Here is a 24,748-nt window from a genome sequence, read left to right as displayed (position 1 = left end):
CTGTTCGATGATCATCTGCTGCGGCGAAGCCCTGATCGACATGCTGCCCCGCGAAAGCACCGGCGGCGAGCCCGCCTTCGCGCCTTATGCGGGCGGCGCCGTGTTCAACTCGGCCATCGCGCTCGGGCGCCTGGGCGTGCCGACCGAGTTCCTGTGCGGGCTTTCGACGGACTTCTTCGGCGACATGCTGCGCGCGACGCTCGCCGCCTCGCAGGTGAAATCGACGTTCGCGCCGCTGTCGGATCGCCCGACCACGCTCGCTTTCGTGCGCCTCGTCGGCGGCCACGCGACCTATCTCTTCTATGACGAGAACACTGCCGGCCGCATGCTTTCGGAAGACGACCTGCCTGCCTTGCCCGCTGAGGCGCAGGCGATGCTGTTTGGTGCCATCAGCCTGATCCCCGAGCCGTCCGGCGGCGCGTTCGAGGCGCTGATGACGCGTGAGGCGCAGAGCCGCGTGATGATGTTCGACCCCAACATCCGCCCCAACTTCATTCCCGACAAGCCCAAGCACCTCGACCGGATGCGCCGCATGATGGCGCTGGCCGATATCGTGAAACTGTCCGACGAGGATCTGCTCTGGTTCGGCGAGGCGGGCGAAGCGGAAGAGGTCGCCAAGCGCTGGCTCGAAAGCGGCCCGAGCCTCGTGATCGTCACCGGCGGTGCGAAAGGCGCCACGGCCTACACCAAGAACTTCACGACCACAGTGACACCGCCTTCGGTCACGGTCGTGGATACCGTGGGCGCCGGCGACACGTTCAATGCCGGCGTGCTCGCCTCGCTACACGACGCGGGCCTTTTGTCCAAGGAGGCAATCCGCTCGCTGACGGAGGAACAGGTGCGCGACGCGCTGACGCTTGGCGTGAAGACCGCCGCCGTCACCGTTTCACGCGCTGGTGCCAACCCGCCATGGCGGCGCGAACTGAGCTGAGCGACCCGTTTTCAGCAATCACTTTGTGTTTCCCGGCAGCAACGCTTTTGCTGCCGGGCGCTCGCAAACCCGCTCGAAGGCGCGGGTTTCGCTTTGTTGGCGACGAGAGACACGATCACGGTGCCAGCCCATGCCATCGCGCCTCGCATCTTTTGCCGGATAGGCGTTCCTGTTAAGCGCTCAGGCCGACAGAGACGTTTCCATCAGGTTCGACCCATGCAGTTCATCGATCTCGGCGCGCAACGCGAGCGGCTTGGCGACAGGCTCAATCAGGTCGTGGCGCAGGTCGTGGCCGACGGCAAATACATTCTTGGCCCACAGGTCGGCGAGTTCGAGAAGAAGCTCGGCGAGTATGTCGAAGTCGAGCACGTGGTTGCGTGCGCCAACGGCACCGACGCCCTTCTCCTGCCTTTGATGGCATCGGGCATCGGCCCCGGCGACGCGGTGTTCGTGGCGGCCTTCACCTTCGCGGCAACCGCGGAAGTGGTGGCACTGGCGCATGCCGAGCCGGTCTTCGTCGATGTCGATGCCGACAGCTACAACATGGATGTCGCAAGCCTCGAACGCGCTATTGCGATGGTGAAGAGCGAAGGACGCCTGACCCCCAAGGCCATCATTCCCGTCGATCTCTTCGGGCTCGCCGCCGATTACACGGCGATTGCCAAGATCGCGGCGCGCGAAAACCTCTTCATCATCGAAGACGCCGCGCAGAGCATCGGCGGCCGGGCAGGCAACCGCATGTGCGGCGCGTTCGGGAATGTCGGCGCAACCAGCTTCTACCCCGCCAAGCCGCTCGGCTGTTACGGCGATGGCGGCGCGATGTTCACCAACGATGCGGAGCTCGCGGAGCGCCTGCGTTCGTTCGCCTTCCACGGCAAAGGCAAGACGCAGTACGACAACGTCCATGTCGGCCTGAACTCGCGCCTCGACACGATCCAGGCCGCGATCCTTCTCGAAAAGCTCTCGATCCTCGAAGACGAGATGGAAGCGCGCGACCGCATAGCCAAGCGCTATATCGAAGGGCTCAAGGGCGCGGTGAAAGTGCCGATGGTGCCTGCCGACCACCGTTCGGCCTGGGCGCAGTTCGCCATCGAGACGCCGGGCCGCGACGCACTGAAAATCTCGCTCGGCGAACAGGGCATTCCTTCGGTGATCTATTATCCGAAGCCGCTGCACCATCAGGATGCCTATAGCCGCTTCCCCGTCGCGCCCGGCGGGCTGCCGGTGTCGGAAGGCTTGCCGGAGCGCATTCTTTGCCTGCCGATGCATCCTTACCTGAGCGATGCCGATCAGGACCGGATCATCGAGGCGATCCGTAAGTTCGCCGAGTCGGACGCCGCGAAGGCCGCGTGACGATCGAGGGGCCTCGCGGCCCCTTTTTGTTGGGCTTGCCCGGAGACGTCCGCTGCGCGAGTGCTCGACGCATGTCTCAGAAACCCGAATCGCTCAGTTTCGACCGCGACTTCGAACCGGCCCATGGCACGGCCATTCCGGTGGCCGGGAACGTGCTGCGGCTCACTGCCAACAATGAGAGTCCGTTCACCTTCACGGGCACCAACAGCTACCTCATCGGCACCGACACGCTCGCCGTGATCGATCCCGGCCCGGAGGGCGACGAGCGGCATTACGAAGCCTTGCTTCGCGCGATTGCCGGGCGGCCCGTCAGCCACATCTTCGTGTCGCATACCCATCGCGACCACTCGCCGCTTGCTCGCCGGCTGAAGGACGAGACCGGCGCGCTGCTCGTCGCCGAGGGGCCGCATCGCGCCTTTCGCCCGCTCGCGCTGAACGAAACCAACGCGCTCGATGCGAGTGCGGACAACGAGTTCCAGCCGGATCACGCGCTAGGCGACGGCGAAGTGGTCGAAGGCGATGGATGGGCTCTGCGCGCGGTGCTCACGCCCGGTCACTGCGCCAACCACGCCTGCTTCGCGCTGGAAGGCACCGGCATTCTGTTTTCGGCCGACCATGTGATGGCCTGGGCCACGACCATCGTCGCCCCGCCGGATGGCGCGATGGCGCCGTTCATGGCGTCACTCGACAAGCTGCTGGCACGCGACGACCATGTCTACCTTCCCGGCCATGGCGGTCCGGTGCGGAGCCCGCAGAAATTCGTGCGCGGCATCCGCTCGCACCGCAAGATGCGCGAACGCGCGATCCTCGCGCGGGTCCAGAAGGGAGACCGGACGATCCCCGAGATCGTTTCGGCGATCTATGCCAGCACCGACCCGCGCCTCCATGGCGCGGCGGGGCTTTCCGTTTTCGCGCATATCGAGGATCTGGCCGGGCGCGGACTGATCTCGTCCGATGGCCCTCTCACCATCAGTTCGGTGCTTCGCGCCGCCTAGTCCTCGACCGTCGGGACGGCAGTGACCGACGCCGCACGGGTGTCGAGATCGGCAAGAAATTCCGCGATCCGCGCGGCGTTGTCGCCGAGATCGGCGCGGCCGAAACGCGAACGCGAGCGCATGTCCACATAGCTCGTCTCGCCCTCGTCGGTGATGCGGATCACCACATCGCTCGGGAAGCCCAGCACCAGCGTATGCGCGAGCCCGCGCATCGTGATGCCGTCCGTGGCGTCGATCTGCTCGATCGGCACCCAGCCGCGCTCTTCCATCATGGTGCGCACGAGTTCGGACAGGCGCTCGACAGGCAGCGGGTAGCGGTGGCCGACGACTTCCGGATAGGCCTCCGGCTGCTCGCTCTTGACGGCTTCGGGCAGAGCCGCGCGGGACGCAAGGGCGGGCGGGTCATCCAGGTCGGTGGTGATGTCGCTCAGCATCGGATGCGTCATGGCTTCGGCTGCCGCCCAGCCGAAGGGCAGGAGCACGAGAAGGCTGACGATCACCGCATGTGCCACATCGCCCGCCCCGCGAACGCCCTTCACCCAGACCCGGCGCCACGCGAAGAGCGCGAGCAGCAGGGCCGCGATGGCCATGCCGGCGACCACGGCCAGCACATTGGCGAAGGCTTCGGTGAGGAGAAAGCCGAAGCGATGCAGTGCGCCCGAGACGACGAGGACGAGGCCCGCGAACCAGGCCAGGCGGCGCGCGATGCCGGCACTCACCGAGTGCTTGACGGGGCGCGGCAGATCACGGTCGCGGGCGATGGCGGAGCGGGTGGTCATGCGGTTGGCAGCGTATAGTCCCTGAACTGCTCGCGCAGCGCGCGCTTGCTGATCTTGCCCGTAGCCGTATGGGGTATCTCCTTAACGAACACCACATCGTCGGGCATCCACCAGCGCGCGACCTTGTTTTCAAGCGTGCCCAGCACAGCCTCCTTGGTTGGCGCGCAGCCGGGCTTGGGGACCACGATCAGCAGCGGCCGCTCGTCCCAGTGCGGGTGGTGGATGCCGATCACGGCGGCTTCCGCGACGTCCGGGTGGCCGACCGCGAGATTTTCGAGCTCGATCGTGGAAATCCACTCGCCGCCCGATTTGATGACATCCTTGGCGCGATCGGTGATCTGCATGATGCCGTGCGGGTCGATATGCGCGACATCGCCCGTGTCGAACCAGCCATCCGCCTCGAACTGCTCGGCGCCCGCACCACCGAAATAGGCGCTCGAGACGGCGGGGCCGCGCACCTTCAGCCGGCCGAAGCTCTTGCCGTCCCAAGGCAGCTCGCGGTCGTCGTCGTCGGTCACCTTCATCTCGACGCCGAAGGGCGCATGGCCCTGCTTGGATTTGAGCGCGTAGAGCGCGTCGTCATCCAGCCCATCGGTTTCCGGCTTCATCGTGCAGAGCGAGCCGAGCGGCGACATTTCCGTCATGCCCCAGGCGTGGATGACCTCGACGCCATATGTCTTCTCGAACTTCTCCGTGACCGCACGCGGGCATGCCGCGCCGCCGATGACGACCTTGCGCAGATGCGGCAGTTTCCTGCCGGTTTCCTCGAGATGGTGCAGCAGCATGAGCCAGATGGTGGGCACCGCCGCCGAAAAGGTCACCTGCTCGCGCTCCATCAGCTCGTAAAGAGAGCCGCCATCGAGCTTGGCGCCCGGCATCACGAGCTTGGCGCCGACCATCGGCGCGCTTTGCGCCAGGCCCCACGCATTGGCATGAAACATCGGCACCACGGGCAGCACCACGTCGCGCGAGGAAATGCCCATAGCGTCGGGCATCGCGGCGATCATGGCGTGCAGCACGTTGGAGCGATGGGAATAGACCACGCCCTTCGGATTGCCGGTGGTGCCAGAGGTGTAGCACATGCCAGCGGCGTGGTTCTCATCGAGCTCGGCCCACTGGAAACCGTCCTCGCCCTCCGCGAGATAATCCTCGTAGGCAACCGCAGCGGGCAGCGTGGTTTCGGGCATGTGCTCGCGATCGGTGAGGATCACGACGCGGCGAATGCTCGGCACCTGCGGCACGAGCTTTTCGGCGAGCGCGACGAAGGACAGGTCCACGAACAGCGCCTTGTCCTCGGCGTCGCCCATGATCCAGGCGAGCTGGTCCGGGAACAGGCGCGGGTTGAGTGTGTGGTAGAGAGCGCCGATGCCCATCGCGCCATACCAGACTTCCAGGTGGCGTGCGGTGTTCCAGGCAAGCGTCGCGATCGGGTCGCCGCTCGCGAAGCCGTCTTGCGCCAGACGCGAGGCGAGCTTCAGGGATCGAGTCCGGACCTGCGCGTAAGTGGTTGCCGTGATTGGGCCTTCGACCGAGCGGCCGACGATGGCGCGGCTGCCGTGCTGGCGCGCCGCATGGTCGAGAATCTTGCCGCACAAAAGCGGCCACTCCTGCATCAGTCCGCGCATCGTTTCCTCCCGTTGCGTGGAGAATTATCGGGGCGATGTCGGCGCGGTGTCCAGTGGGAACGGTGAAACGGCCCGGCCGTTGAATGCGCGAGTTCAAGAGGAGACACACCATGGCGACTGGCCTCAACCCGTCACCCGGCTTCAAACAGAACCCGAACAAGCGCATCACCGTCGAGCCCTTCAAGGGCACCGTGAATGTGAGCCTCAGTGACGCGATGCTGGCCTCGACCAAGCGCGCGCTGGTCTTGAGGGAAGGCGATTACGGGGATGTCTATTACATTCCCTTCGAGGACATCTATTTCGAACATCTCGAACGCACCGACAGCCGCACCCACTGCCCCTATAAAGGCGATGCCACCTACTGGCGCGCGACAGCCGTGGGCGAAGCGCGCGAGGATGCGATGTGGGCTTACGAGGCGCCGTTCGACGAGATGGAAAGCATCCGCGACCACGGCGCGTTCTATCCGGACCGCGTGCGCATCGAAGCCGTCAGCCAGAAGAGCGACGAGGTTTAGGCATTGCGGCTGATCACATTGTGAGAAGGCGTGCATTGCGGATGGGCGATCAGCCTCTCACTTTGCACGCATGACAGAACACACCGCACTCAGCCGTCGGAAATTCATCGCGGGGAGCGTTGCCGGATCGGCCGCGCTCCTCTTTTCGCGTGGCGTTGGGGCGCAAAGCGCGACGCAAGCCTCGGTCCCGGCCAGCTTCGAGGCCGATATCATTCGCGAGGCGCAAGGGCTCGAAGCGCTGCGCACGATGATCGTCGCGCGCAACGGCCAGCCCGTGATCGAGCACGTGTTTCGCGGGCCCTCGCTGGATCGGGGCGTGAACGTGAAATCGGCGTCGAAGTCGGTGCTTTCGGCCCTGGTCGGCATCGCCATCGACCGAAAAGTCCTGCGCGGCACCGACCAGCCCATCGCGCCGCTTTTTCCGCGCGCGACCCCAGAGAATCCCGACCCGCGAATGGCGCGCATCACCGTCGGCAACCTGCTTTCGATGCAGGCGGGTCTGGAGCGCACGTCGGGCCCCAATTACGGCCGCTGGGTCGAAAGCCGCGACTGGGTACGCTTCGCCCTGAGCCAGCCTTTCGTGGACGAGCCGGGCGGGCGGATGCTTTATTCCACCGGCAACTCGCATCTGCTTTCGGCCGCACTCACACGGCTGTCGCAGAAATCGACGCTGGCGCTGGCCCGCGAATGGCTGGGCGAGCCGCTCGAGATTTCTATCCCGGCATGGCCGACCGATCCGCGTGGTATCTATTTCGGCGGCAACGACATGGTGCTCTCACCCCGCGCGCTCTTGGCGTTCGGCGAACTCTATCGCAACGGCGGCAAGACCGGAGGCAGGCAGGTGGTGCCGGCCGAGTGGATCGCGCAGTCCTGGCAGGTTCGCACATATTCGCCGTGGAACGGCGAGGGTTACGGCTATGGCTGGTTCACCCGCACCGGCACGGAGCGTCCGGTCCACTATGCCTGGGGCTATGGCGGGCAGATGGTCTATGTGATCCCGAGTGCCGGGGTGACGGTCGTGATGACCTCCGACACGACAGGGCCGTCCGCGCGTAACGGCTATGTGCAGCGGCTGCACGCGCTGGTGGACCGGAAGATCTTGCCGGGGTTGACGGGCGAGCCCGTCAACCCTCAGCCGATCTAGGCCGTCATCGCCACAACAGGCGCGGACGTCTTTTTCGGCTCCGCAGCCCTGATCGCGGCTTGCGCTGCCGCCAGCCGCGCGATCGGCACGCGGAAGGGCGAGCAGGAGACGTAGTCGAGGCCGACCTCCTCGCAGAAGTGGATCGAGGCCGGGTCGCCGCCATGTTCGCCGCAGATGCCGAGCTTGATGGCCTTGCGGGTCTTGCGGCCGCGCTCGGCGGCGATCTGCACGAGTTCGCCCACACCTTCCTGGTCGAGCGAGACGAACGGATCCTGCTCGACGATGCCCTTGCGGCGGTAAACGTCGAGGAAGCTCGAAGCGTCGTCGCGGCTGATACCGAAGGTGGTCTGGGTCAGGTCGTTGGTGCCGAAGGAGAAGAACTCGGCCGAATGCGCGATGGAGCCCGCCTGAAGGGCGGCGCGCGGCAGTTCGATCATGGTGCCGACGAGATAGTCGAGCCTGGTGCCGGTCTCGGCCGCCACCTCGCGCGCCACCGCATCGATGCGCGCCTTGACGAAATCGAGCTCCGATTTGAGGCCCACCAGCGGCACCATGATCTCGGGCACGATCGGCTTGCCGCTCGCTTGTGCCGCTTCGGTTGCCGCCTCGAAGATGGCGCGGGCCTGCATCTCGGCGATCTCCGGGTAGGACACCGCCAGACGGCAGCCGCGATGGCCGAGCATCGGGTTGAACTCATGCAGCGCATCGGCGCGCTCGCGCAGGCGATCGGTCTCGACGTTCATGGCAGCCGCGACCTCGGCGATTTCCTCTTCCGAATGCGGCAGGAACTCGTGCAGCGGCGGATCGAGCAGGCGGATCGTGACGGGCAGGCCCGCCATGATCTCGAAGAGTTCGGCGAAGTCGGACTTCTGCATGGGCAGGAGCTTGGCGAGCGCCGTGCGGCGCCCCTCCTCCGTGTCCGCCAGGATCATCTCGCGCACGGCCACGATGCGAGTGGCATCGAAGAACATGTGCTCGGTGCGGCAAAGCCCGATGCCTTCGGCGCCGAAGGAGCGTGCGGCGCGCGCGTCCGCCGGGGTCTCGGCATTGGAACGCACCTTCATGCGGCGCTTGCTGTCGGCCCATTCCATGATCTTGGCGAAATCGCCCGAAAGCTCGGGCTGCACCATGGCGACCGCACCTTTCAGAACCTGACCCGAACCGCCGTCGATGGTGATGACGTCGCCCTTGCGGAATATCTGGCCCGCAGCGGTCAGCGTCTCGGCGCGTGCATCGACGCGCAAGCCGCCCGCGCCCGACACGCAGGGCTTGCCCATGCCGCGCGCGACCACCGCCGCATGGCTCGTCATGCCGCCGCGCGTGGTCAGGATGCCTTCCGAGGCATGCATGCCGTGAATGTCCTCGGGGCTGGTTTCGGCGCGCACGAGGATCACCTTCTTGCCTTGCGCTCGGGCGTCTTCCGCCGCATCGGACGAAAACACGATCTCGCCGGTGGCAGCCCCCGGCGAGGCCGGCAGGCCGGTGGCGACGACGTTGCGCTCGGCCTTGGGGTCGATGGTCGGATGCAACAACTGGTCGAGCGAGGCTGGATCGATGCGCGCGACCGCCTCATCCTCTGTGATCAGCCCCTCACCCGCCATTTCGACGGCGGCACGCAGGGCGGCGCGAGCGGTGCGCTTGCCTGAACGCGTCTGCAGCATCCAGAGCTTGCCGCGCTCGACCGTGAATTCCAGATCCTGCATGTCGCGATAATGCTTTTCGAGCCGGTTCGCGATGTCGATGAAGGAGCGATAGGTTTCAGGCATCAGCTTTTCGAGCGAAGGCTTGTCGGACCCCGCCGCGATGCGCGCCACTTCCGTGATGTTCTGCGGCGTGCGGATGCCGGCCACCACGTCCTCGCCCTGCGCATTGACGAGGAACTCGCCATAGAGCGCCTTTTCGCCGGTCGAAGGATTGCGCGTGAAGGCCACGCCGGTCGCCGAGGTTTCGCCCATATTGCCGAACACCATGGCCTGGACGTTCACCGCCGTGCCCCAGGATTCAGGAATGTCGTGCAGGCGGCGATAGGTGATGGCGCGGTGGTTCATCCAGGACGAGAACACCGCCCCGATGGCACCCCAGAGCTGGTCGCGCGGGGATTGCGGGAAAGGCTCGCCGGTCTCCTCCTCGACCTTCTTCTTGTAAAGCGACGCCACGCGTTCGAGATCCTTCGCCGACAATTCGGTGTCGAGCTCGACGCCGGCGCGCGCTTTCTCGTCGCCCAGAATCTCGTCGAATTCCTCATGATCGAGATCGAGCACGACATTGGCATACATGCCGATGAAGCGGCGGTAGCTGTCCCAGGCGAAGCGCGGGTCCTCGGCGTCCTTCGCAAGCGCGAGAACGGTTTCGTCGTTGAGGCCGAGATTGAGCACCGTATCCATCATGCCCGGCATGGAGGCGCGGGCACCCGAACGCACGGAGACGAGCAGCAGCTTTTCGGGGTCGCCGAAGCGGCGGCCGGTCAGCTTCGCGATGTGTTCGAGGGCCGTGTCGACCTGGCGCTCGAGACCTTCGGGATAGCTCTTGCCGTTGGCATAATAGCGGTTGCAGGCTTCGGTGGTGATCGTGAAGCCGGGTGGTACGGGCAGGCCGAGCGAGCACATTTCGGCCAGGTTCGCGCCCTTGCCGCCGAGCAGATTGCGGTCTCCCGCCCGGCCTTCCGCCGCGCCGTCGCCGAAGGTGTAGACCCACTTGTCAGCCATGATCCGGTCCTCGTTTGCCGTTTCGAGGATGGTGTTGCAGGCTCGAATTCCGAGCGCAACCGCCAGAAGGACGTTGCGCGAAGTCAAAATCGATTAGCATCTGCAATATTTTTTCCGCATTGCCGCAAAGCGGGACTCGCCCCAGAACATAAAGGGAACAAGGAGGGCGCGATGCGACAGAACGGAAAGCTCGATTACCTCGAAATGCCGGCCGCAGGCGGCACATTCGATCGCGTGAAGGCGTTCTACAGCGAGGCGTTCTCGTGGACCTTCACCGATTACGGCCCGAGCTACAGCGCCTTCAGCGAGGGACTGGATGGCGGGTTCGACGGCGACACGAGCGGCGCGGTGCAGAAACCCCTCCCCGTGATCTATGCCGTCCACCTCGAACGCGCGCTGCGTCTGGTCCAGGATGCCGGCGGCACGATCGCACGCGAGATCTTTTCGTTTCCCGGCGGCCGGCGTTTCCACTTCATCGACCCGGCCGGGAACGAGCTGGCGGTGTGGAGCGAGCACTGATCGGGCCGGTTCGGCGCGGGCCGTGTTCGATTTCGAAGCGGTCTTGGCGATGGCTATGATCCGGCCGTATCAGGCCTGCGGGTCGAGGCCGACGCGGTCGCGACCAGCCCGATTCATGCTACGCAGATTAGCCTCTCAGCCGCATCCAATTCCCGTTGCACTCCGCCCCGACCCTGCCTATAAGGCGCCCACCTCTGCCGCGGAAAGCGCGGCCGTTGGGGCGTCGCCAAGTGGTAAGGCATCGGTTTTTGGTACCGACATTCCCAGGTTCGAATCCTGGCGCCCCAGCCAGATTTTTCACCGCTTCGGTTTAGGATTGATCGATGCGCGAGCGCCTGGCGCCCTCGTGGTTCGACAGGCTCACCATGAGGGCTGATGGAGCGCCGGCGCTCGTTGACCTCGGTGATTATGCGCAGCCTTAACAACAGCCCTCATGGTGAGCCTGTCGAACCACGAGGGCGCTAGACGCTCTGTTTCAAGCGATCTGCAATACAGTGGGGGACAGCTTGCGCGTGGCGTCCAAGACTTCCATGCCGACCAGAAGGCCAGCTTCGTCGAAGTCAAGGACGATGCCAGGCGAAACCTCTTCACTGTCGATGATCGTCTCTCGCGAGAAGCGGAGATAGGCAGCATCAGCGTTCGGATCGTATTCCAGCTTAAACACCACTCCGACCCCTCGCCTCAGACTTCACAAACGCTGTCGCTTAGCAGACCTTTCAGTTTTGGACGAAGGCATGTTCACAAAGAAAACCCGCCTCGGCTTGCCGGGCGGGTTCGAAGTTTGGGAGTCTGCAACAGGAAGAGCCTGACACTAGCGCGGGCGGCTTGTCCGAGGCTGGAGGCGTGAAAGCGCTACTGGCAGGCCATGCGGACGCGGGTTTGGGCGTTTTCGGTGTGGCAGGTGTAGAGATAAGGCTCGGCGCGTGGGGGCGGCGGGGGTGCAGCGCGATAGGTGCGGCGCATGGGGGGCTCGCTCATGGGCGCAGGGGGCGGCGCGACGGGGAAGCGATTGTAAGCAGTGGTGGCCGGTTCGGGCTCGGCGGGGCGGAAGACGGGGACGGTGCCCATCGGGCTCGGAGCCATGCCGACGCCGTAGGCCGGCACGATGGAGCCGTCGGATGTGCGCGTACAGCCGCTCGTCCCTATGAGGGGGACGAGGAGGCAGGCAGCGCCGACAATTCCGAACTTACGCATGGAGAGGCTTATAGCGCGCGGGCACGACCGTCAGAAGAACCGCGACGAATTTCTCAACAGGATGATGCGGTTAGGCAACAACATGGGTTAATGGCCAGCCGCGAAACGGGCGCGCGAAACAGTTGCAGTGCGCTGAAGGCGCATCGCCGGAAATGCATGTGACGGGGCGCGCCCGGTCAGGCCGTTTCGCGGATCGTCTCAGCCGTTTGCAGATCGACGGAAACGAGCTGGCTGACGCCCTGCTCGGCCATGGTGACGCCGAAGAGGCGATCCATGCGGGCCATGGTGATCGGGTTGTGGGTGATGACGATGAAGCGCGTTTCGGTGGTGCGCGACATCTCGTCGAGCAGGTTGCAGAAGCGCTCGACATTGTGGTCGTCGAGCGGGGCGTCCACCTCGTCCAGCACGCAGACGGGTGCGGGGTTCGTGAGGAACACGGCGAAGATCAGCGACATGGCGGTGAGCGCCTGTTCGCCGCCAGACAGAAGCGTCATGGTCTGGGGCTTCTTGCCCGGTGGGCGGGCCATGATCTCGAGACCGGCCTGAAGCGGATCGTCGGACTCGACCAGGACAAGCTCCGCCGTGCCGCCGCCGAAAAGATGGGTGAACAGGCGCTGGAACTGTGTGTTGACGAGCTGAAACGCGGCCAGCAAGCGCTCGCGGCCTTCGCGGTTGAGCGCGCCGATGGCGCCGCGCAGCTTGCGCACGGCTTCGATCACATCCTCGCGCTCGCGCACGATGAGGTCGAAGCGGCCGCCGAGTTCCCTCGCCTCTTCTTCCGCGCGCAGGTTGACCGCGCCGAGGCGTTCGAGCTCAAATTTCAGCCGTTCGATGCGGCGCTCGACATCCGGCTGGTCGGGCAAAGGATCTTTGTCGGAGAGGCCGGCGAGTTCGATGGCCTTGTGGGGCTCGACGCCGAGTTCGTCCGTAATGCGCGCTTCGACTTCGGCCCGGCGGGCATCGGTGGCGTTGAGGCGCTCTTCCGCGCGGGCGCGCTCTTCGCGGGCCTGGGACAGGCTTTGCGCGGCACTCGCCGCCGCACGATCGAAACTGGTTTGGCGGGTTTCGGCTTCGGCCACCTTGTCGGCGGCGCGGTTTCGCGCTTCCTCGGCGCTGGCGAGTTCCGTGGTGAGCGTGCGGCGCCTGGCGGCGAGTTCGTCGGGGGCTTCCGCAAGCATCGCCTGCTCGCGCTCGGCCTGGGCCTTGCGTTCGGAAAGAACGGAAAGCTGGCGACTGGCGGTTTCGACACGGGATAGCCAGGATTGGCGCTCGCCGGCGATGGCCTGCAAGCGACGGGCTCGGCCGTCCTTCTCGCGCTTGAGGCGGTCGATCTCGCCTTGGGCGTTGCTTTGCGCGCTGCGGTCGCGGGCGACCGTGCTGTAGGCTGCATCAGTGCGCTCGCGAAGCACGCGCGGGTCGGGCGCGGCGTCGCGGCGGTTGCGGGCGCCGGCTTGCGCGTCTTCTTCGAGCGCTACGGTGGCCTTGGCGCGCGTGAGCGCTTCGTCGAGGGCTGCGGCGCGCAGGGTCAGGCCGCCGGCGGCTTCCTCGGCGCGCTTGAGAGCGGCGCGCAGCGTGGCGAGTGCCTGGGTCTGGTCGCGCATCGTCCCGCGAGCCGCTTCCGCCGCATCGGACGCGGCGCGGGTTTCGCGCTCGGCTTCCACCGCCAAAGCGCTCTGGCGGTCATGCTCGGCTTTGGCCTGCGTGGTCTCGGTTTCGAGTTCGAATAGGCGGTTCTTCTGGGCGAGGCGCTGGGCGGCGCTGCTGGGCGCGTCGGCGGCGGCCATGAGGCCGTCCCAGCGCCAGAAGGCGCCTTCGCGGGAAACGAGGCGCTGGCCGGGCGCGAGTTCGGCTTGGAGCCGCTTGCCGGTGGCGAGGTCGGGCACGACGCCGACCTGCGCGAGACGACGCGACAGCGCGCGGGGGCCGCGCACGTGCTCGCTGAGCGGCGTCGTGCCCTCGGGAAGTGCCGGGTCGGAGGGGTGCGGCTGGCTGCCGGCCCAATGGATCTTGGCGGCAGCATCGGTCGGCGCGTCGAGGTCGGAGCCCAGCGCGGCGCCCAGGGCAGCCTCGAAGCCGCGCTCGACGAGAATGCTTTCGAGCACGGGAGGGAAGCTCTTGCCGCCGCCCAACTGCTCGATCAGCTTGCGGATAACGCGCGCCTCGCCTTCCAGGCGGGCCAGCGTGGCCTTGGCCTCCGTCAGCGCGGGGCGCAGGCCGGCTTCGGCTTCGCGAGCTTCAGCGACGCGGGCCTCGGTTGCGGCGGCATCGGCTTCCGCTTTGAGAAGCTGGCGCTCGGCCTCTTCAAGCTGGGTGCGAATGGCAGTGGGATCGACCAAGGCGGCGAGCTTCGCGGCAACGTCGTTCACGTCGCGCTCGATGCGGTCCTGCTCGGCGCGGGCGCGGGACAGGCGCTGGTCGGCTTCCGCCAGTGCGCGCTCGGCGGCGTTGCGCTCGGCGGTGGCTTGGGCGTGCTCGGCGGTGAGCGAAACCATGGCGGCTTCGCTGAGCGCCAGCGTGGCGCGCGCCGCGGCTTCCGCCTCGATGGCCCTGGCGAGACGGGAAACGGCTGCTTCGTCCGAGGATCTGAGATTCTTTTCTTCCGTGTCGAGGCGGCCGATCACGTCCTGGTTGTCGCGTGCGATGGCTTCTTCGCGCGCAAGATCGGCGGCGATCTCCCGCAGAAGCCGGTCCACCTCCGTTTGGCGCGCGCAGATGCGAGCGGCTTCCTCGTCGAGGTTCATGCGCTGGATATTGAGACGTGCGACGACAGCCGCCTCTTCCGCTTCCTTTTCGCGGAGCGCGGGAAGGCCGTGGAGGTTGACGGCCTGATCGCGCGCGGCCTGCGTCTGGGCGTTGGCGCGCTCGGCCACCGTCAGCGTGGCGCGGTCGAGGGCCTTGCGTGCCTCGTCCTGCGCGGCCTTGGCCGCAAGCCAGCGGAGATGGAGCACGGTCGCTTCGCCGCGCTTGATGTCGGCCGCGAGGTTCTTGTAGCGCACCGCCTGGCGCGCCTGGCGCTTCAGGCTTTCGATCTGGCCTTCGAGTTCGCCAGCCACATCGTCCAGCCGTTCGAGATTGGTTTCGGCGGCCTTCAGGCGCAGCTCGGCCTCGTGGCGGCGCGAATGGAGGCCGGAAATGCCTGCGGCTTCTTCGAGTAGCGCGCGGCGGGCCTGCGGCTTGGCTTGGATCAGCTCGCTGACGCGCCCCTGCCCCACCATGGAGGGCGAGCGCGCGCCGGTGGACTGGTCGGCGAAAAGCAGCTGCACGTCGCGCGCGCGGGCCTCGCGGCCATTGATGCGATAGGTCGAGCCCGACTGGCGCTCGATGCGGCGCGAGACCTGCAGCTCGTCCTCGCCGTTGAAGGCGGCGGGTGCCGTGCGGTCGGCATTGTCGAGGAAAAGGGTGACTTCGGCCGTGTTGCGCGAGGGGCGGTTGCCGCTCCCTGAGAAGATCACGTCGTCCATGCCGGACGCGCGCATGTTCTTGTAGGAGCTTTCGCCCATCACCCAGCGGAGCGCTTCCACCAGGTTGGACTTGCCGCAACCATTGGGGCCGACGACGGCCGTCAGCCCCTTTTCGATCACGAAATCCGCCGGCTCCACGAAGGACTTGAAGCCGAGGATGCGGAGGCGCGTGAACTTCACGTCGCGCGCCTCGTTTGAGGCTCGTTACGCGGCCAGCAGCCCATCGATGATGGCGGACATCTGCTCAACCGTGAGCGCCCCTTTGTATACCTTGCCGTTGATGAAGAAGGTCGGCGTGGAGTCGACCCCGAAATCATTGGCCGCACGGTCCTTCACCGACCTGATTTGGTCCAGAAGCTTCTGGTCGGTCAAGCAGGACTCGAAAGAGGCCTGTGTAAAGCCGGCAAGCTTGGAAAGCTGGAGAAGCGCGTCGCGCGCATTGTCGCCGCCCGCCCACTGGGCTTGCTGGCGGAACAGCACGTCGATCATGGGGAAATATTTGTCGCCCGAGCAGCGCGCCAGCATGAAGCCCGCTTCGGCGCGCGGGTCGAAGGCGAATTCGCGCATGATCAGGCGCGCCTTGCCGCTGTCGATATATTTCTGCTTGATGGTCGGCAGCGTGGTTTCGGCGAAATGCGCACAGTGCGGGCAGGTCATCGAGGCGTATTCGACGATGGTGACGGGTGCGTCGGCCTTGCCGAGCTGCTGGTCGGGAAGCTGACCGGCTTCGAGCAGCTTGTTCATGTCGACGGTGCCTGATGCTTCCGGTGCGTTGGCCGCCGGAACCGCAGGCGTGGCGGCGGGTGCCGTCGTCGTGGCCTCGCCATTGTTCGCGGTCTGCGCGTCCGATTCCGAGCAGGAGGCGAGCCAGACGGCAGCGGGCGCGAGCGCGATCGTGGACAGCATCGAGCGGCGGGAAAAACGGGCGGACATCGGCGAATCACCTTCAGGCGGACAAAGAAACAAGGGCCTTCTGCACCAATGCAGAGAAGTTGGCATGAAATATGGCCGAGACGCTGTGTTCAGCGGCGCTTGGCCATCACCGACGCCCCGAGCCGTTCGAGCGCGGCGCGTAGATCGGGGTTCTCGACCGCCGCGACCGTGGAAGCGAGCCGCTTGCTCTCCGCCAGACTCAGGGGGCGCAGAGGCGCGGGCTTTTCGCGCTCCATGCGATAGATCGGTTTCTGGATCAGCTTGATGCGGCCGATGGCGTAGGAGCCGATGAAGCGGTTGACGCGGGCGATGATCTCGGTCGTCTCATGCTGAAGCTCGAGGGCGGCGGAGCCTTCGCAGGCGATCACCAGCGTGGCAGGCTCGTTGCGACCGCTGTCGCGCACGCGTTTGGGCCATTGTATCTTTTCGGGACGCGAGCGGCGGCTTACATGAGGACCGACGATCTCCTCCCAGGCCTGAACCAGGGCGACGCTCAAGCCGGCGCGCTTGCGCAGGACCGGGTCGAGCACGCCGGCGGACAAGTCGGCGAGCGGCACGGCGCGGGGACCACGGTCACGAAAAGGGAAATCGGCAGCCATGCCCGATCTTAAACCTTCAAAGGAAGATGAGCGAGTGGCGCGACGCTTCTGATGCAGAATCACCTTGTCGCCAGCGCGGAGCCGACCCATCCGCTCGCGGAAGCCCTTCTCGATTGGTACGACACAAGCGCCCGCACCCTGCCCTGGCGGGTGAGCCCTGCAGCGCTGAAGAGCGGCGCCGTGCCCGATCCCTACCGCGTCTGGCTCTCCGAGATCATGCTGCAGCAGACCATGGTGGAGGCTGTGAAACCGTTCTTCGCGCGGTTCACGTCACTTTGGCCCACGATCGAAGCGCTGGCCGCAGCTGAAGCCGACGACATCATGAAGGCCTGGGCGGGCCTCGGCTACTATTCGCGGGCGCGCAATCTGGTGGCCTGCGCGAAGGTGGTGGCGGAGCTGGGCGCGTTTCCGCAAACGGAAGCGGAATTGCGCAAGCTGCCGGGGCTGGGCGCTTACACGGCGGCATCGGTCGCAGCCATCGCGTTCGGCCAGCCGGCAGCGGTGGTGGACGGCAATGTGGAGCGGGTGATGGCGCGGATGCTGGCCCTGCCCGTGCCGCCGGCCAAGGCCAAGAACGCCATTCGCGAGGCGGTGGCGGCGATGGTGCCGCCCGTTCGGCCCGGCGATTTCGCGCAGGCGATGATGGATCTGGGCGCGACGGTGTGCACGCCACGCCGGCCGGCCTGCATGTTTTGTCCCTGGCGGGAGCCGTGTCTGGCGCGGCAGCGGGGTGAGCAGGACCTTTATCCCGTCAAGGCACCGAAGGCCGAGAAGCCGACGCGTGTGGGTGCGGCCTTCGTGGCGGTGCGGCGCGACGGGGCGATCCTGTTGCGCAAGCGGGCGGGCACGGGGCTGCTCGCCGGCATGGCGGAGGTACCCAACAGCGACTGGAACGCGCGGCAGGATGGCGACACGACGGAACGGGCGGCGCCCTTTCACGCGCGCTGGCGCGAGGTCGGCACGGCCGAGCACGGCTTCACGCATTTCGGACTGACGCTCAAGGTCTATCGCACGGACGGCGTCGAGACCGCGAAGGCGCCACCGGGCTCGTGGTGGTCGCAGGCCGCCGAATGGGAGGGCGAAGCGCTGCCGACGGTGATGCGAAAAGCCATCCGATGCGCTATTCCCACCGCGTTTCCACCCAAAGCCAAAGGCAAGCCATGACGGAAATCCGCCACATCGTGTTCGACATCGGCAAGGTGCTGATCCACTACGACCCGCATCTCGTGTTCAGCCGCTTCATTCCCGACGAGACGGAGCGCAACTGGTTCTTCGAGAATGTCTGCACGCATGACTGGAATGTGGAACAGGATCGCGGGCGCTCATGGGAGGATGCCGAGGCCTTGGCGATCAAGACGCATCCGGGCCATGAGGAGAACATCCGCAACTTCCGCCGCTACTGGCACGAGATGGTGCCGCATGCCTATGAAGACAGCGTCGCTCTCATGAAGCGCCTGATCGACAAGGGCTATGACGTGACCATGCTGACCAACTGGGCCAAGGACACGTTCAAGGAAGCGCAGGCACGGTTTCCGTTTCTGGCATGGCCGCGCGGCGTGACGGTTTCGGGCGAGATCGGGCTGATCAAGCCGGATCGCGAGATTTACGAGGTTCACGCGCGGAACTTCGGGCTGGAGCCGGCGGCGAGCCTCTTCATCGACGATAGTTTGAAGAATGTGGAAGCGGCGCGGGCTGCGGGGTGGCAGGCGGTGCTGTTCGAAGGGGCTGCGAAGCTGGAAGAGGATCTACGCGGGTTGGGGGTGCGGGTTTAGTCTTGCACTAGGAATGCGGTGATGGGCGTGCGGGTGGAAAGGTCACCCCCACCCCTTACCCCTCCCCACAAGTGGGAGGGGGACGTCGTCGTTGAGCTCCATTCTAAAGCTTGGCATCTGGCGCGGAGGTGGCTTGCGACGCTGGTGAGCTCCCTCCCCCTTTGGGGGAGGAACACAGGGTGGGGATGACTTGGCCGCCGCTCAGGTCTTTCTGGAACTCACAAACTCCTGCCTACCCTCGGCCGCTGCCTCTCACCCACCGGCCCGCTGCATGCCGAGGCGTGCGATCTTCCGCAGCTCATCGATCTGCGTCAGCCCGCCATTGCGCTCGTAGTGCCAGAAGGTCCAGCCGTTGCAGGATTCGAAGCCTTGCAGTTCGGCTGCCACGCGGTGGATCGAGCCGGCGTGGTTGCCGACCGCGAGCGTGCCGTCGGCCCTCACCCGAGCCGAGAAGCGGCGGCGGGCGTCGTAGAGCATGGTGCCGGCGGTGATCAGATTGCTGTCGAGCAGCGTGGCGAAGGCGACGCGGGGCTCGGCGCGCTTGCCGCCCATGGGCGTGGCATCCTCGATATCCAGCGGCTTGACGGCCTCGATGCGGGCATGGGCGGCGTCGATATATTCCTGCTCGCGCTCGATGCCGACGAAGTGGCGGTTAAGACGCTTGGCGACCGCTCCCGTCGTGCCCGAGCCGAAGAAGGGGTCGAGCACGACATCCCCGGGCTTGGTCGAGGACATGATGATGCGCGCGAGCAGCGCTTCGGGCTTCTGGGTCGGATGCAGCTTGCCGCCGTCCTCGTTCTTCAACCGCTCGTGGCCGGTGCAGATCGGGAAGAGCCAGTCCGAGCGCATTTGCGTGTCGTCGTTGGCGGCCTTCATCGCCTCGTAGTTGAAGGTGTAGCCCTTCGACTCCTGGCTGCGGCTCGCCCAGATCATGGTCTCATGCGCATTCTGGAAACGGCGGCCGCGGAAGTTCGGCATTGGGTTGGTCTTGCGCCACACGACGTCGTTGAGGATCCAGAAGCCGAGATCCTGGAGCTTCGCGCCGACGCGGAAGATGTTGTGATAGGAGCCGATCACCCAGATCGTGCCGTTGGGTTTCAGGACACGGCGCACGGCCATCATCCAGGCGCGGGTGAAGGCGTCATAGGCTTCGAAGCTTTCGAACTGGTCCCACGCGTCGTCCACCGCATCGACCTTGGACTGGTCTGGCCGATGCAGATCGCCGCCGAGCTGGAGGTTGTAGGGCGGGTCGGCGAAGATCATATCCACCGAGTGGTCGGGCAGCTTGTTCAACGCCGCGACACAGTCGCCCTTTATGATCGTGTCGAGCCAGGGCGCCTTGTGCTGAACGGGGCGCTGAACGGGCGCCGTGAGCTGGACGTGCTCGACGGCATCGAGGATACGGGGCTGGAGCTGCATCGGGAACCCTGAACGCTACGCGTGACTTCACAGAGCGCCATGGTTACCGGACAGGGTAAAAATTTAATCAACATCGCAGCGATCGAGGTCTTATGCGAACCCAATTGGTCATCTTCGCGCTGGAAGGCGTCATCGTGGACTCGCTCAGGCTCGTCGCCGAGGCGCAAGCCGAAGTGCTGCGCGTCGTGGGCGTGGAGATCTCGCCCGACGAACTGATCGAGGATTATCGAGGGCTTCCGTTCAAGGATATTCTCCTGAAGCTCGAAGAGCGGTCGCCGCTTCCGTTGCAGGCCTCGCTGATCGGCGCTGCGGATACGGCGGTTGAGCAGCGCATCCGCGAAATGCGCGGGGTGGACGGCGTGCGCTCGACGCTCGCGCATCTCGGCGCGCCGTTCGACGCGGTTTCGCTGCACGATCGCAAGCGGACGGAGAAAATCCTTAAGGCGGCGGGGCTGGATCAGATCTTCGCGGGCCGCATCGATGTTTTCGATCCGGCCAATCCGAAATCCTACAAGGATCTGCTTTTGCAGGCGGCGGCTGCGGCAACGCCCGAAGCCTGCGTCGTCGTGGACACGACGCCGGCCGGCATCATCGCCGCCCGCGAGGCCGGCATGCGCGCGGTCGGTTTCACCGGCGGCGAGGCGACCTATCCGGGGCTGGCGGACGCGCTGACCGAAGCGGGCGCGGAAACCGTGATCAGCCGCATGAGCGCCCTGCCCCGCACGCTGGCGGCGCTGGGCGAGTGGTCGGAGCCGGCGTAAGGACGCGATTACTCGGCGGCCGCCGTCTTCTTCGGTTCGCCCTCGTCGAAGCCCACGAATGCTTTGACGCGCGCGATGTCGGGCGCGGTGAAGGTGGCGTTCGGGTCGGTGAAGGTGAACTGGGTGGCGGATACGCCGCCGGGCACCTCGATCGCGTGCTGGAAAAGCTGCGAGTAGAGCACCTGATCGTCGGCGGTGACGGCCACGCGAATCGGCACGGTGGCCGCACCCGCCGCGCGGACCGGGCCCGGCACGACGCGGCCGGCGACCGCGATCGTCATCGTGACCTGATCGCCGTTGTGAACACAGGAGCGGGTCACATCGTTGATGGAAACCTGATAGCGCAGCTTGGTGCCGTCGCCCTCGCCGCCCTTGGCGTAGGAATTGAAGAAGCTGGTGCCTTCGCGCAGAACGACCGGCGGGCAGAAGGCGCGAAGCTCGGTCTGACTGACTTTCGGCTTGCCGCTGGTGGTGTCGGTCGCGGTCTGCGCCCCGGAAGTATTCTGGCAAGCGCTCAAGGCGCCCATGGCCCCGAGCGAACAAAGAATGGCGGTCCGGCGAAGTGCGGTCGCCGACTGAAAAAGCTGAAACACCATACAGGCACTTCCCCCTGATGAAGCGTCTGCCCTATAGCAACGCGGCGGCAAAAATGCGACCCACCGCACTGCGCCATCCACTAAGCCATTCAGTGGCGCCCAGGCTGGAGTTCAGTTCATGCAATATGTGAGCACGCGCGGCGAGGCTCCCGTTCTCGGCTTTTCGGACGTGCTGCTGGCCGGCCTCGCACGTGATGGCGGGCTCTATGTGCCGGCCGAGTGGCCGCAGTTCAGCGCAGCCGAGATCCGCGCCATGCGTGGCCTCTCCTATCCCGACCTCGCGGTGCGGCTCTTGACGCCTTTCCTCGGCGGCGAGATCGCAAGCGCGGATTTCGTGCGCATCGTGCGCGAGGCCTATGGCACCTTCCGCCATCGCGCGGTGTGCCCGATCACGCAGATCGGCGACAACCGGTTCCTGCTCGAACTCTTCCATGGGCCGACGCTCGCCTTCAAGGATGTGGCGATGCAGCTGCTCGGGCGGCTGATGGACCATGTTCTCAACGAACGCGGCGCGCGCGCGACGATCGTGGGCGCGACGTCCGGCGACACCGGGGGCGCTGCCATCGAGGCCTTCGCGGGCCGCGAACGCGTCGATATCTTCATCCTGTTTCCGTATGGACGCGTTTCGGCGGTGCAGCAGCATCAGATGACGACATCGACGGCGCCGAACGTGCATGCGCTGGCGGTGGACGGCAATTTCGACGACTGCCAGAACCTCGTGAAGGCGCTGTTCAACGATCTCGGTTTCCGCGACCGCGTGAGCCTGTCGGGCGTCAACTCGATCAACTGGGCACGGATCATGGCCCAGATCGTGTATTACTTCTCGTCGGCCCTTTCGCTGGGCGCACCGGATCGGCCGGTCTCGTTCACGGTGCCGACAGGCAATTTCGGCGACATCTTCGCAGGCTACGCGGCAAAGAAGATGGGTCTGCCGGTCGAGCGCCTGGTGATCGCCACCAACGACAACGACATTCTCGCGCGCACGCTGGCGACGGGCCGTTACTCGATGGAGGGCGTGGTCGCGACTTCCTCGCCATCCATGGACATCCAGATCTCGTCCAACTTCGAACGGCTGCTGTTCGAGGCCTACGGCCGTGATGCGAGCGCGGTGCGCACCGCCATGGCGGGCTTGAAGCAGAGCGGGGCCTTCACGGTTGAAGAGAAGGCGCTGGCCGCCATCCGCGCCGAGTTCGACGCGGGCGCGTCGCCGATGGCGGAGACGGCTGCGACCATCGCCGACACGCTGCGCCACAGCGAATATCTGCTCGATCCGCATACGGCGACGGGCGTGCGGGTGGCCGAGCGCTTCGCCGATCGTGACACGCCGATGGTCGTGCTCGCCACCGCGCATCCGGCCAAGTTCCCCGATGCGGTGGCCGAAGCGTCCGGCATGCGCCCGCCGCTGCCGGCATGGCTGGCCGATCTCCTGGATCGGCCGGAAAAATTCGCGAGGCTTCCCTCCGAGCCCAAAAGTGTGGAAGAATATATCGCAAATCGCGCCCGTGCGGTGCGTCAGGGAGTTTAGTCCGTATGGGTGTAGAGGTTAGCCGTCTGTCGAACGGCCTGACGGTTGCCACCGAAAATTTCCCCTCCGTCGATACGGTTGCCCTCGGGGTCTGGGTCAAATCGGGCGCCCGCGACGAGCGGGACGAAGAGCATGGCATGGCCCACCTGCTCGAGCATATGGCCTTCAAGGGCACCAAGCGGCGCACGGCTTTCGAGATTGCCGCCGAGATCGAGAATGTGGGCGGCGAGATCAACGCGGCGACAAGCGTCGAGACGACCTCCTTCTTCGCCCGCGTGCTTTATGAAGACCTCGAACTCGGCATCGACCTTCTCGCCGACATTCTCACCGAAAGCCGCTTCGACCCCGAAGAGCTGCGCCGCGAGCAGCATGTGATCCTGCAGGAAATCGGCGCCGCGCACGACACGCCCGACGACATCGTTTTCGACCGCTTCACCGAAACCGCCTATCTGAAACAGACCATCGGCCGCTCGATCCTCGGCACGCCGGAAACGGTGAAGTCGTTCACTTCGAAGGACATCCACCGCTTCATGGAACGCCAGTACGGCGCGGACCGCATGGTGGTGGTCGCGGCGGGCAAGGTCGATCACTACAGCTTCGTGCGCCAGGTGGAAAAGCGCCTCGGCAGCTTCCGCCCCACCGCCACCAGCGTTCCGGCGCCGCAATCCGTTTATACCGGCGGCGACTATCGCGAAGCGCGCGACCTGATGGACGCGCAGGTGGTGCTCGGCTTCGAAGGCCGCGCCTATCACGTGCGCGATTTCTATGCGAGCCAGGTGCTGTCCATGGTGCTCGGCGGCGGCATGTCCTCGCGCCTGTTCCAGGAAGTGCGCGAGAAGCACGGGCTCTGCTACTCGATCTATGCCTTCCACTGGGGCTTCTCGGATACCGGCCTGTTCGGCATCCATGCCGCGACCGGCGGTGAGGATCTGGCCAAGCTCCTGCCGATGATCATGACCGAGCTTCAGAAAGCCGGCCAGCACATCGACCAGCAGGAACTCGACCGCGCACGCGCGCAGTATCGCGCGGGGCTCATCATGTCGGCCGAGAGCGCGTCGAGCCGGGCCTCGCAGATCGCGCGTCAGCTGCTTTTGTTCGGGCGCCCCATCGACCGCGAGGAACTGATGGACCGGTTGGGCGCGCTGACGGTGGATCGCCTGACCGACCTGTCGTCGCGCCTGTTCTCGTCGCGTCCGACCGTGACGGCCGTCGGGCCCGTCGAGACGCTGGCGAGCTTCGAGGAGATCGCGGGACAGCTCGGCCCCGAACCCATTTTCCATCGCATCGCGGTTTGAGGTCGCGACACTCAACGCGCCATGTGGGGCCTGCCCTCCTTCAGCCGACCGGAACCCGAGCTCGTCGGTGACCGCGTGGTCCTGCGCCCGCCACGAACGAGCGACTACCGGCAGTGGGCGAGCCTGCGGCGCGACAGCCGGGCCTTTCTCGAACCCTGGGAGCCGCGCTGGGCACCCGACGAGCTGGAGCGCGCGAGTTGGCGGCAACGCCTGCGGCGCTACCGGCAGGATCAGGCAGACGGCACCGCGCTCGCTTTTCTGATCTTCGATCGGAAAGCGGGGCACCTGATCGGCGGGATCACGCTCGGAAACATCCGCCATGGCGTATCCCAATCGGCCCATATCGGCTATTGGGTGGGCGAACGCTTCGCAGGGCAAGGCTTCATGGTGGATGCGGTTCGGCTGGTGGCGCAGTACAGCTTCGAACGGTTACGCCTGCACCGGCTGGAGGCCGCCTGCATCCCCACCAACAACCGTTCGGCGCGTGTGCTTGAAAAAGCCGGATTCCAGCGCGAAGGGCTGCTTCGATCCTTTCTCAGGATCAACGGAGCCTGGCACGATCATATCCTGTTCTCGCTGATCGCGGGAGACTCCCCCTCCGACGCCTCGACAAGGAAAGGCTGAGTA

General features: G+C 65.8%; 22 protein-coding genes and 1 tRNA gene. 13 read left to right on the top strand and 10 right to left on the bottom strand.

The window, feature by feature from the left end; translation table 11 throughout:
* The first annotated feature begins 7 nt into the window (after nt 1-7).
* From NGM99_RS02090 to NGM99_RS02080, 3 genes are all read left to right on the top strand, one after another.
* A complete protein-coding gene (locus NGM99_RS02090; RefSeq protein ID WP_252815451.1) occupies nt 8-931 on the top strand; it encodes a carbohydrate kinase family protein in 924 nt (307 codons plus the stop codon).
* Between the two features lie 216 nt (nt 932-1,147).
* Nucleotides 1,148-2,284, top strand: coding sequence for a DegT/DnrJ/EryC1/StrS family aminotransferase (locus NGM99_RS02085; RefSeq protein ID WP_252815449.1), 1,137 nt, complete (start codon nt 1,148-1,150; stop codon nt 2,282-2,284).
* A gap of 71 nt (nt 2,285-2,355) precedes the next feature.
* Nucleotides 2,356-3,279, top strand: a complete 924-nt coding sequence (locus NGM99_RS02080; RefSeq protein ID WP_252815447.1) for an MBL fold metallo-hydrolase — start codon at nt 2,356-2,358, stop codon at nt 3,277-3,279.
* On the opposite strand, the gene NGM99_RS02075 is transcribed toward NGM99_RS02080, so the two are convergent.
* Nucleotides 3,276-4,058 carry a DUF1499 domain-containing protein gene (locus tag NGM99_RS02075; protein ID WP_252815445.1) on the bottom strand — a complete coding sequence of 261 codons (783 nt, stop codon included), beginning with the start codon at nt 4,056-4,058 and terminating at the stop codon, nt 3,276-3,278. The two genes, NGM99_RS02080 and NGM99_RS02075, sit on opposite strands and share 4 nt — an antisense overlap.
* A complete protein-coding gene (locus NGM99_RS02070) occupies nt 4,055-5,683 on the bottom strand; it encodes a long-chain-fatty-acid--CoA ligase (protein ID WP_252815443.1) in 1,629 nt (542 codons plus the stop codon). Before NGM99_RS02070 ends, NGM99_RS02075 begins: the two co-directional genes overlap by 4 nt.
* A 110-nt stretch (nt 5,684-5,793) precedes the next feature.
* Here NGM99_RS02070 and NGM99_RS02065 point away from each other — a divergent pair, with 110 nt between their 5' ends.
* Both NGM99_RS02065 and NGM99_RS02060 read left to right on the top strand, forming a co-directional pair.
* On the top strand, nt 5,794-6,198 hold the full coding sequence (locus NGM99_RS02065) for a DUF427 domain-containing protein (RefSeq protein ID WP_252815441.1): 405 nt from the start codon (nt 5,794-5,796) through the stop codon (nt 6,196-6,198).
* 70 nt (nt 6,199-6,268) lie between these two features.
* A complete protein-coding gene (locus tag NGM99_RS02060) occupies nt 6,269-7,342 on the top strand; it encodes a serine hydrolase domain-containing protein (protein ID WP_252815438.1) in 1,074 nt (357 codons plus the stop codon).
* Here NGM99_RS02060 and ppdK read toward each other — a convergent pair.
* Complete coding sequence (gene ppdK / locus NGM99_RS02055) at nt 7,339-10,047, bottom strand: pyruvate, phosphate dikinase (RefSeq protein WP_252815436.1); 2,709 nt, start codon at nt 10,045-10,047, stop codon at nt 7,339-7,341. The two genes, NGM99_RS02060 and ppdK, sit on opposite strands and share 4 nt — an antisense overlap.
* 171 nt (nt 10,048-10,218) lie before the next feature.
* Between ppdK and NGM99_RS02050 the strand changes: the two genes are divergently transcribed.
* Together NGM99_RS02050 and NGM99_RS02045 are read left to right on the top strand one after the other, a co-directional pair.
* The gene (locus NGM99_RS02050) at nt 10,219-10,566 is read left to right on the top strand and encodes a VOC family protein (protein ID WP_252815434.1); all 348 of its coding nucleotides are present in this window, start codon (nt 10,219-10,221) and stop codon (nt 10,564-10,566) included.
* A gap of 216 nt (nt 10,567-10,782) precedes the next feature.
* Nucleotides 10,783-10,857: transfer RNA gene (locus tag NGM99_RS02045), tRNA-Gln, on the top strand.
* A 184-nt stretch (nt 10,858-11,041) separates the two neighbouring features.
* On the opposite strand, the gene NGM99_RS02040 is transcribed toward NGM99_RS02045, so the two are convergent.
* The 5 genes from NGM99_RS02040 to NGM99_RS02020 form a co-directional block, all read right to left on the bottom strand.
* Nucleotides 11,042-11,230 carry a DUF2283 domain-containing protein gene (locus NGM99_RS02040; protein ID WP_252815432.1) on the bottom strand — a complete coding sequence of 63 codons (189 nt, stop codon included), beginning with the start codon at nt 11,228-11,230 and terminating at the stop codon, nt 11,042-11,044.
* A 188-nt stretch (nt 11,231-11,418) separates the two neighbouring features.
* Entirely contained in the window at nt 11,419-11,760 is a 342-nt protein-coding gene (locus NGM99_RS02035; RefSeq protein WP_252815429.1) for a hypothetical protein, read from the bottom strand.
* Nucleotides 11,761-11,936: 176 nt separating this feature from the next.
* Nucleotides 11,937-15,401, bottom strand: a complete 3,465-nt coding sequence (gene smc, locus NGM99_RS02030; protein ID WP_252815428.1) for a chromosome segregation protein SMC — start codon at nt 15,399-15,401, stop codon at nt 11,937-11,939.
* Between the two features lie 24 nt (nt 15,402-15,425).
* On the bottom strand, nt 15,426-16,154 hold the full coding sequence (locus NGM99_RS02025; protein ID WP_252815426.1) for a DsbA family protein: 729 nt from the start codon (nt 16,152-16,154) through the stop codon (nt 15,426-15,428).
* Nucleotides 16,155-16,243: 89 nt separating this feature from the next.
* On the bottom strand, nt 16,244-16,753 hold the full coding sequence (locus NGM99_RS02020) for a DUF721 domain-containing protein (protein ID WP_252815425.1): 510 nt from the start codon (nt 16,751-16,753) through the stop codon (nt 16,244-16,246).
* Nucleotides 16,754-16,804: 51 nt separating this feature from the next.
* Between NGM99_RS02020 and mutY the strand changes: the two genes are divergently transcribed.
* Both mutY and NGM99_RS02010 read left to right on the top strand, forming a co-directional pair.
* Entirely contained in the window at nt 16,805-17,917 is a 1,113-nt protein-coding gene (gene mutY, locus NGM99_RS02015) for an A/G-specific adenine glycosylase (protein ID WP_252815423.1), read from the top strand.
* Nucleotides 17,914-18,525 carry an HAD family hydrolase gene (locus NGM99_RS02010; RefSeq protein WP_252815421.1) on the top strand — a complete coding sequence of 204 codons (612 nt, stop codon included), beginning with the start codon at nt 17,914-17,916 and terminating at the stop codon, nt 18,523-18,525. The genes mutY and NGM99_RS02010 overlap by 4 nt, the downstream gene beginning before the upstream one ends.
* A 252-nt stretch (nt 18,526-18,777) precedes the next feature.
* On the opposite strand, the gene NGM99_RS02005 is transcribed toward NGM99_RS02010, so the two are convergent.
* Nucleotides 18,778-19,944: a site-specific DNA-methyltransferase gene (locus NGM99_RS02005; protein ID WP_252815420.1), complete on the bottom strand. Its 1,167-nt coding sequence runs from the start codon at nt 19,942-19,944 to the stop codon at nt 18,778-18,780.
* Between the two features lie 92 nt (nt 19,945-20,036).
* Here NGM99_RS02005 and NGM99_RS02000 point away from each other — a divergent pair, with 92 nt between their 5' ends.
* A complete protein-coding gene (locus tag NGM99_RS02000; RefSeq protein ID WP_252815418.1) occupies nt 20,037-20,705 on the top strand; it encodes an HAD family hydrolase in 669 nt (222 codons plus the stop codon).
* Nucleotides 20,706-20,713: 8 nt separating this feature from the next.
* Here NGM99_RS02000 and NGM99_RS01995 read toward each other — a convergent pair whose 3' ends face one another.
* Nucleotides 20,714-21,301, bottom strand: a complete 588-nt coding sequence (locus NGM99_RS01995) for a hypothetical protein (protein ID WP_252815416.1) — start codon at nt 21,299-21,301, stop codon at nt 20,714-20,716.
* Between the two features lie 118 nt (nt 21,302-21,419).
* On the opposite strand from NGM99_RS01995, the gene thrC reads away from it, so the two are divergent.
* From thrC to NGM99_RS01980, 3 genes are read left to right on the top strand one after another with little or no spacing between them, the layout of a single operon-like run.
* Nucleotides 21,420-22,826 (top strand): threonine synthase, encoded by a 1,407-nt coding sequence (gene thrC, locus NGM99_RS01990; RefSeq protein ID WP_252815414.1) that lies wholly within the window; start codon nt 21,420-21,422, stop codon nt 22,824-22,826.
* 5 nt (nt 22,827-22,831) lie between these two features.
* Entirely contained in the window at nt 22,832-24,121 is a 1,290-nt protein-coding gene (locus tag NGM99_RS01985; protein ID WP_252815412.1) for a M16 family metallopeptidase, read from the top strand.
* A gap of 21 nt (nt 24,122-24,142) precedes the next feature.
* Nucleotides 24,143-24,745, top strand: coding sequence for a GNAT family N-acetyltransferase (locus NGM99_RS01980; protein ID WP_252815409.1), 603 nt, complete (start codon nt 24,143-24,145; stop codon nt 24,743-24,745).
* The last annotated feature ends 3 nt before the right edge of the window (nt 24,746-24,748 follow it).

It is taken from the genome of Mesorhizobium liriopis (genome assembly GCF_024053505.1).
Lineage (GTDB): Bacteria > Pseudomonadota > Alphaproteobacteria > Rhizobiales > Rhizobiaceae > Mesorhizobium_B > Mesorhizobium_B liriopis.
The sequence above is the reverse complement of the archived record's forward strand: the minus strand, read 5'-3'. Positions and strand labels throughout refer to the sequence as shown.

Bases quoted from the DNA above. Each gene is read 5' to 3' on its own strand.
- NGM99_RS02025 (WP_252815426.1), bottom strand. From the start codon at position 16,154: ATGTCCGCCCGTTTTTCCCGCCGCTCGATGCTGTCCACGATCGCGCTC.
- NGM99_RS02080 (WP_252815447.1), top strand. From the start codon at position 2,356: ATGTCTCAGAAACCCGAATCGCTCAGTTTCGACCGCGACTTCGAACCG.
- NGM99_RS02090 (WP_252815451.1), top strand. From the start codon at position 8: ATGATCATCTGCTGCGGCGAAGCCCTGATCGACATGCTGCCCCGCGAA.
- NGM99_RS02035 (WP_252815429.1), bottom strand. From the start codon at position 11,760: ATGCGTAAGTTCGGAATTGTCGGCGCTGCCTGCCTCCTCGTCCCCCTC.
- ppdK (WP_252815436.1), bottom strand. From the start codon at position 10,047: ATGGCTGACAAGTGGGTCTACACCTTCGGCGACGGCGCGGCGGAAGGC.
- NGM99_RS02085 (WP_252815449.1), top strand. From the start codon at position 1,148: ATGCAGTTCATCGATCTCGGCGCGCAACGCGAGCGGCTTGGCGACAGG.
- NGM99_RS02070 (WP_252815443.1), bottom strand. From the start codon at position 5,683: ATGCGCGGACTGATGCAGGAGTGGCCGCTTTTGTGCGGCAAGATTCTC.
- NGM99_RS02075 (WP_252815445.1), bottom strand. From the start codon at position 4,058: ATGACCACCCGCTCCGCCATCGCCCGCGACCGTGATCTGCCGCGCCCC.
- NGM99_RS01980 (WP_252815409.1), top strand. From the start codon at position 24,143: ATGTGGGGCCTGCCCTCCTTCAGCCGACCGGAACCCGAGCTCGTCGGT.
- NGM99_RS02020 (WP_252815425.1), bottom strand. From the start codon at position 16,753: ATGGCTGCCGATTTCCCTTTTCGTGACCGTGGTCCCCGCGCCGTGCCG.
- thrC (WP_252815414.1), top strand. From the start codon at position 21,420: ATGCAATATGTGAGCACGCGCGGCGAGGCTCCCGTTCTCGGCTTTTCG.
- NGM99_RS02000 (WP_252815418.1), top strand. From the start codon at position 20,037: ATGCGAACCCAATTGGTCATCTTCGCGCTGGAAGGCGTCATCGTGGAC.
- NGM99_RS01995 (WP_252815416.1), bottom strand. From the start codon at position 21,301: ATGGTGTTTCAGCTTTTTCAGTCGGCGACCGCACTTCGCCGGACCGCC.
- NGM99_RS02050 (WP_252815434.1), top strand. From the start codon at position 10,219: ATGCGACAGAACGGAAAGCTCGATTACCTCGAAATGCCGGCCGCAGGC.
- mutY (WP_252815423.1), top strand. From the start codon at position 16,805: ATGCAGAATCACCTTGTCGCCAGCGCGGAGCCGACCCATCCGCTCGCG.
- NGM99_RS02060 (WP_252815438.1), top strand. From the start codon at position 6,269: ATGACAGAACACACCGCACTCAGCCGTCGGAAATTCATCGCGGGGAGC.
- NGM99_RS02065 (WP_252815441.1), top strand. From the start codon at position 5,794: ATGGCGACTGGCCTCAACCCGTCACCCGGCTTCAAACAGAACCCGAAC.
- NGM99_RS02005 (WP_252815420.1), bottom strand. From the start codon at position 19,944: ATGCAGCTCCAGCCCCGTATCCTCGATGCCGTCGAGCACGTCCAGCTC.
- NGM99_RS02010 (WP_252815421.1), top strand. From the start codon at position 17,914: ATGACGGAAATCCGCCACATCGTGTTCGACATCGGCAAGGTGCTGATC.
- NGM99_RS01985 (WP_252815412.1), top strand. From the start codon at position 22,832: ATGGGTGTAGAGGTTAGCCGTCTGTCGAACGGCCTGACGGTTGCCACC.